Below are 6,503 nucleotides of genomic sequence, written 5' to 3'. Positions count from 1 at the left end.
ACACTGTGTGGACGAGAGTAAAAATAACCTTGGATGTAGTGGCAGCCCATTTCAATTAACTTTTGTAGTGCTCTATCGTCTTCTACGCCTTCGGCAATTAAATCCACATCGAGCAGCTCTGCCAATTGCGCTATCAAAAACACTACTTGTTCAGAGGTTGTATTTGAGAGCATGTTCTGCACAAAGGTAGCATCGATTTTGATGCTATCAATCGGATAATTGTGTATATAGTTCAAGCTTGAGTATCCCGTACCAAAATCATCCAGTGCAACTTTAAAACCCAAGTATCGCAACGAGTTAAGTACCATCTGTTCACGGCCACTTTGTGAGAGTAAGACGGTCTCGGTGAGCTCTATAACAAAGTCTTTTGCTTCGTGCTGATACTTTTCAACCATGTTGGTTAAGTGATTAATATAACGGTTGGAATCAACCAGCTCATACGCTGAGCAATTGATGGAGAGTTTGACTTTATAGCCTAGGTTCGCTTCGAGTTCTTGCTTTGCGATACACGCGAGTTCAATAATCCGTTCACCTAACTCGATAATCAGGCCTGATTGTTCGGCAGCTTCAATGAACTCCGCTGGAGAGATATTTCCATAGATATTGCTATTCCAACGAGTCAAAATTTCAAAGTAATTCCAGCGGTCGCTCGTGATATCGACGATCGGTTGAACCACTACATACAACTCATCGCTGTCTTGTATATCAGTACTTAGCTGGATTCGCATTGCCTCAATAAGCTGTGTCCTACGGTGGTATAAAGCACTGAGGTGTGTGTCGTAATGCTGAATCCGTGTATCGCGGTGTTTTTTACAATCTTTGAGAGCGAGACTGGCATTCAAAATCAGCTCATCGCTGTTCAACATATGTACTGGGGCACGCGCAATCCCAATACTAACGGTGAAAGAAATCCGGTTAGATTTGTCGCTGTAGCCGCTTTCAATTTTGTCGAGTACTTCCTGACACACGGCGACAGGATCTTCGTCGTACGTGATGAAGGCGAATTCATCTCCTGCAACACGGAACGCATTGTTTGGCGACGACAAGCTCTGTTGAATGGCGTTAGCTGTGAACTTAATGATTTGGTCGCCGATATAGTTTCCGTTGATATCATTGATCGATTTGAAATTATCGATATCAAGATACGCCAAACTGAATGGGCGAGTCGCCTGCTGCGTTAATGTCTCCAAGGTATCAGCTAAACAGCTACGGTTGAGCAGTCCAGTTAGGTTATCATGCGATACCTCATAGCTAAGCTGATTAAGAAGCTTATCTGAACGTTCACTGACCCACTTTTCACGTAAGCTATGAATAATGACATTGGCATAAAATCGGTGGAAGTCGAGGATATCTTGCGCTTCTTTCGCGTGGATGCTTCGGGTAAAGGTAGACAGTAAAATTCCCAGAACTTCGCCATTTTGTGTCTTCAATGGCAGGCCAATGTAAGCTTGAATGCCATCTTCTTGAAACATCTGATCTTCAGGAAAACGCTTGTATACCTGGTCTTGATAGAAAATATGTTCGCCAATGTCTTTCGCCACTTTTTCACAGGGGGTGCCTGAAAGGTGGTAGCTTAGGTTGTCTGTAATTTTTCCATTGCTGGCGAAGGAGATGGTATGAGCCGAATGCTGAAGATGCGCAACTTCTACAACGCAAGTGCAATGGCTCTGCAAGTGTTGATGAATATCTAGCGTGACTCGGTTTAGCTGAGCCGTGCCGTTTAGCTTCAATATCTCATCAATTTTGTGGAAACTGATTTGTACCTGACCCATTGAGCATTTCACCTAGCGTTGTTATTAACATATCGTGTAAGACACGACGAATTATTATTTGATATGCATCAAATAAACTATCGGTTACTAAGGCAGATTTTTCAAATTTTGTGAACGAACAAATCATTATTTTCATGTTTTTATGCTTGAACCTTTTAAAGCTATAACGATAAAAACGCTAAGCTAGGCGCGCTTCTCCTCTTCCAATCGTGATTTGAGATAATCGAGGAATAGCTTAGTTCGGGTATGCTGATAATCCAGCTTTGGATAGTAGGCATATACAGTGGCTTTATCCGCTGTGATATCGGGCAGGATAGGGACTAACGCGCTGGATTTGAGATCATCTTTGATCATGACGTTGTTCGTCATCAAAATACCCATGCCTCTTTTGGCACCATGAAACAGCGCTTCTGGGTTGGTCGTGGCAAAGTTACCGGACAAGCTGATACGTTTGCCTCGATTTGTTTTGATTTCTCGTGAGGGTTTTTCTCCCCAAATCAGGACATTATGCTCTGTCAGATCCTCAACGCATTGTGGTGTGCCATATTTCTTTAGGTAACTAGGCGCGGCGTAAAACTGGGCTTTATGTTCGAAAAGTGCAGTAGCTTTGAAACTTAGAGAGTTCAGTTGCTCTAATTCCCGGCTAATAAACAGGTCTAAGCTTAGCTCTGGCAATTGGCCTGGTAGCGTTGTTGTTAATTGAAGTGTGATGTCTGGATATTTATCAAGAAAATCATCTAGGTAATGCACCAAAAACTTAGAACCAACCGCCAGTGTCGCGCCAATTTTCAATAACCCCGCTGGTGATTGGTTGACTGAGCGAGTTTCATCTAATACCGATTGCCATGAATCAAGCTGACTTTTTGCTCGTTGATAAAACAGCGCACCAGCTTCAGTTTGGCTAATTGAGCGGGTCGTACGTTTGAGTAGTTGAACGCCAATTTTATCTTCTAGCCATTGAACTCGCTTACTGATAGCTGAGCTGGTGGTATTGAGTTTCCGCGCTGCTGCATTAAAGCTACCTTCTTCGACCACACGAATATAACTCTTCACGCTTTGAATCCAGTCCATTGTATCTCCTTGGGAATTAATTCCTTTCCAACTTAGCTGATTATCATCTTTGAGTATCAAATATACACTGTTTGCCATCAATCTGTCACAAAGTAGGAGGAACGTTTGCGTAAAACACCATTGTTATTAGCGATGATGATCATTGCCACAGGCCAAGTTGGCGTTAGTATTTATCTTCCTTCTTTGCCGTTGATTGGTCATGACTTGAATTTGCCGCAACATTCGATTCAGAATCTCGTCACGCTATTTCTCGTTGGCTTCGGTATCTCTCAGCTTTTTTACGGCCCATTGTCTGATGCGATTGGTCGTCGGCCGGTGTTTATTCTGGGGCAAAGTGTATATCTAGTTGGTACGGTTATTTGCATCGCGTTTTCGGACAACATTGTTGCCCTTGAAGCGGGACGGTTACTGCAAGGCCTAGGAGCGGGCAGCGCTTCGGTACTTGGTCGGTCAGTACTGCGTGATAGTTATGACGGTATGCAATTAACCAAAGCGCTATCTTATATTTCAGTCACTGCTTCAGTGATGCCAATTATTGCTCCGCTGTTTGGTGGCTGGATTGCTTTTCACCTGAGTTGGCATGCTGTCTTCGTGTTTGTACTGATTTACTTAATGGCAATTTTTACACTTGGTTTATTGGTGCTGCCAGAAACGCTGCCTTATCCGAAGAGAAAATTTAAAGTAGGCGAAGTAAGCGCGAACTATTTGCGTCTGTTAACGAATACACAAGTGATTGGTAGTGCGAGCTACAACTGGCTTAGTTATTTATCGGCTCTGGTTACTCTCTCCTTGTATCCATTTTTAATGCAACAAGAGTTAGGATTAACGGCGGCAGATTACGGCTCTTTGATGATCATACCATCAGTTGGTTTGCTGACGGGTAGCTTAGTGCTGAACTTGATCAATGCTCGTTACAAAGCTCAGCAAATCTTGCTGATGAGTTTCGCGATTGTTGCTGTTGCAGGCTTCATGTTGTTGGTTACCCCCTTCAGTGTATTTTCATTGCTGACGGCATTCACGTGTTTAAGTTTTGCTCAAGGAATGTCATTCCCGGTATCGATCAGTTTGCTACTTTCCCCACATAAGCAACAGGCAGGCGCGGTTTCTGCGCTATCTGGTTCTATTCAAATGTGTTTAGCAGGTTTGTTTGGTGGGTACTTAGTAGACTCATGGGTTACGAATCAGCAGCAGCTTGGGGTGTTTTATTTGTTTATTGCGTTACTTTCTTGCTTTGTTCTTGTACTAAGCCAATTTCGTAAAGTGCCAGAAGGGACGGTTCAAGCAGAAACTTCCATCTGAATATACTTGCAACCAGAAGGTCGGCTTTCTAAAATGCGCAGCTAAATTAAGTCTGGCCTGTTGTGTATACTGAATGACTTGGTTTGAAAGGAAGAGGGCGAACCTTGATACTTCTCTCAAGCTTGGAATACATTTCTGCCCAATGGCTATCCGATCTCTAATCGTTAGGTGAAAGAATGCAACAAAACGAATTTGAAACACTGGTAAAAGAAATTACTCAGCAAGAAAGCATGCCAAAGGCACTTGAAATCTTGAAGGCGTGTGAGGAAGAAGAAGTTGCACAAGCGGCGCAATCCCTAACGGGTCAGTTTGGCCTTGCAGAAGTTGATGGTGAGAAACGTATTTACCATATTACCACTCAAGAAGATGAGTCCGGAGAAGAGCAAGAATACGTAGAGCACGTCATGAATGAAGGCGATCACTTGATCAAGTTTGCTGCGTGGTTCTTTGAAACATTCTTTGAAATCAAACAGAAAGATACGTACGTCGCAGCGGGTAAAACATACCAACAACCTAAGCGATAGACGCTCATTTCAAGAAATCCACGAAAATCAAACTGAAAGTTAATTACAAAATAAATGTGACTGGAGTCTTGTTTTTATTTAATTGTGGTGTAAAATTACAACATAGTTAAGTCAATACATTCAGGAGAAGGTCATGGGTAACGAACTTGGTGGTGCTTATATTGGCCAGATGATTGCAAAAGACGCGATGCACAAAGCGCTTTACGGTAAAGCGAAGAAGAAAAAAGCTTCTGTTTTTGCTCGTGTTATTAAAAAACTGGCGAAATAATTTAAAAAGCCCTGATTGAAAAATCAGGGCTTTTTGCTTTTCTCTGTTTTGTTGTTAGTAAGTAGCCAACATATTGCACAACATTGGCAAAACGCTACTCAAAGACTGATGACATTTAAATCTAGAATTACGCGGATTGGCTTGGTATCTCCACAACATTGTTAGGCACTTTATCTAGCCCCTTTGCTGATAACCACTTTTCTAAATCGTCAGCGCCTCCAATATATTTTCCATCTAACCAGATTTGCGGCACTGTTACCGGTGTTTTTTCGCCAATGATGGCTTTTACTTCAGGAATCATGCGGTATAAGGCGGCGCTGTCTTTAACTACATCATGGTACTCATACTGAACGCCAGCCTCGTCAAGTAATTGTTTGGCTTTGACACAGTAAGGGCAAGTTGCTTTACCATAAACAATGTTGCCTTTTAGCTCATCGCGTTTTACCCACTCAGCAATAACAGACTGTACAAGCACACCCCGATTCAATGCTTCTCCTTGACTGATAACTTTCCCTTCGACAAGAATAATGGGTGCATGCCAAGCACCAGCTTTTAATGGTTCCCACCAGTGCGATAACCAATCTTTTACTTCAAGTTCAACGGGCACATCGGCTAGTTCGTTTTCAAAAGTATCCTTTAAAATATCCTTGGTTAATGTACATTCACCACAAGGAATATTGACTTTGAATGGGCCCCAACTACCAGCCCAGCGATACAGTGTAATTTTGATTGGTTGACTCATATGGGTTCCTCATTTCCTTTCCTGAAAATATAGAACTTTTAAATTAGATTTTTCTTTCAACTAACTTTGTCTTTTTCGCTTCCCAATGCGTAATAAACGCAATAGATGCAATAATAATCGCAGCACCTAACCATAAACGACCAGGTGGCACCCAACCAAACACCAACCAACCAGCAACAACATTCAAAGGCAGTTTGGCGTGATCAAATGGTTGCACAAATGAGGCGTCTGCTACTGCATATGCTTTAACGATAGCCCACTGAGCGAGTGCTGTAAGTGCACCTGCGGCTAAAAGCACACCCCATATCGTCCACGTATCTGGCATAGTAAACGTCGGTATCGCTAACAAGATATTAAATGGCGTTATCAGCAGTAACAAATAGACGACCATGGTTGAAGGCGGATCGTTTACCGACATTTTTTTAACCATTAATGAATACGCTGCCCAGAAAAATGCGGCGCCAACAGGGAGCAGGGTCGCCCATGTAAATGAGTCTGCCCAAGGCTCAAGAATGATCATGGCACCAACAAACCCCGTCAATGTAGCGAGCCAGCGTGCAGTACCTACTTTCTCTTTGAGTAACAAGCCAGAACCAACTGTGGCAAATAACGGAGAGGTCATGAGAAGTGCAATGCCTTGCCAAATTGGAACTGGGTAAGCGAGAGCCCATAACCAAAGTTGAATCCCGATAACAGAGAGAAAAATGCGGAATGCATGCCAGCCAAAGTGTTGGGTTCTTAAAGAACGTCTAATCCCAAGTGTACGTAGGTAGGGCAGAATAACAAATAAGGCGATTGCATATTGGAATAACGCAAATGTGGTGGAG

Annotated in this window: 7 protein-coding genes; 3 read left to right on the top strand and 4 right to left on the bottom strand. The window is 42.8% G+C overall.

Features of this window, described 5'->3' with window-relative positions; translation table 11 throughout:
• Positions 1-1,772: putative bifunctional diguanylate cyclase/phosphodiesterase (locus IQR33_RS25945; RefSeq protein WP_193844188.1), on the bottom strand; the 1,772-nt coding region annotated here is incomplete at its 3' end.
• A gap of 183 nt (positions 1,773-1,955) precedes the next feature.
• Positions 1,956-2,843: a LysR family transcriptional regulator gene (locus IQR33_RS25940; protein WP_193837216.1), complete on the bottom strand. Its 888-nt coding sequence runs from the start codon at positions 2,841-2,843 to the stop codon at positions 1,956-1,958.
• A gap of 105 nt (positions 2,844-2,948) precedes the next feature.
• On the opposite strand from IQR33_RS25940, the gene IQR33_RS25935 reads away from it, so the two are divergent.
• The 3 genes from IQR33_RS25935 to IQR33_RS35335 all read left to right on the top strand — a co-directional run bounded on the left by IQR33_RS25935 (position 2,949) and on the right by IQR33_RS35335 (position 4,934).
• On the top strand, positions 2,949-4,142 hold the full coding sequence (locus IQR33_RS25935; protein WP_017821607.1) for a multidrug effflux MFS transporter: 1,194 nt from the start codon (positions 2,949-2,951) through the stop codon (positions 4,140-4,142).
• A gap of 176 nt (positions 4,143-4,318) precedes the next feature.
• Positions 4,319-4,666, top strand: a complete 348-nt coding sequence (locus IQR33_RS25930) for a hypothetical protein (RefSeq protein ID WP_005375501.1) — start codon at positions 4,319-4,321, stop codon at positions 4,664-4,666.
• A 133-nt stretch (positions 4,667-4,799) separates the two neighbouring features.
• On the top strand, positions 4,800-4,934 hold the full coding sequence (locus IQR33_RS35335) for a hypothetical protein (RefSeq protein ID WP_017635854.1): 135 nt from the start codon (positions 4,800-4,802) through the stop codon (positions 4,932-4,934).
• A gap of 127 nt (positions 4,935-5,061) precedes the next feature.
• On the opposite strand, the gene IQR33_RS25925 is transcribed toward IQR33_RS35335, so the two are convergent.
• The gene (locus IQR33_RS25925) at positions 5,062-5,676 is read right to left on the bottom strand and encodes a glutaredoxin domain-containing protein (RefSeq protein ID WP_158159393.1); all 615 of its coding nucleotides are present in this window, start codon (positions 5,674-5,676) and stop codon (positions 5,062-5,064) included.
• Between the two features lie 43 nt (positions 5,677-5,719).
• On the bottom strand, positions 5,720-6,503 hold a 784-nt coding region (locus IQR33_RS25920; protein WP_193844185.1), incomplete at its 5' end, for a DMT family transporter.

This window comes from Vibrio sp. OPT46 (genome assembly GCF_015163535.1).
Classification (GTDB): domain Bacteria; phylum Pseudomonadota; class Gammaproteobacteria; order Enterobacterales; family Vibrionaceae; genus Vibrio; species Vibrio alginolyticus.
This window is presented reverse-complemented; position numbering and strand designations above follow the sequence as displayed.

Bases quoted from the DNA above. Each gene is read 5' to 3' on its own strand.
- IQR33_RS25940 (WP_193837216.1), bottom strand. From the start codon at position 2,843: ATGGACTGGATTCAAAGCGTGAAGAGTTATATTCGTGTGGTCGAAGAA.
- IQR33_RS35335 (WP_017635854.1), top strand. From the start codon at position 4,800: ATGGGTAACGAACTTGGTGGTGCTTATATTGGCCAGATGATTGCAAAA.
- IQR33_RS25925 (WP_158159393.1), bottom strand. From the start codon at position 5,676: ATGAGTCAACCAATCAAAATTACACTGTATCGCTGGGCTGGTAGTTGG.
- IQR33_RS25930 (WP_005375501.1), top strand. From the start codon at position 4,319: ATGCAACAAAACGAATTTGAAACACTGGTAAAAGAAATTACTCAGCAA.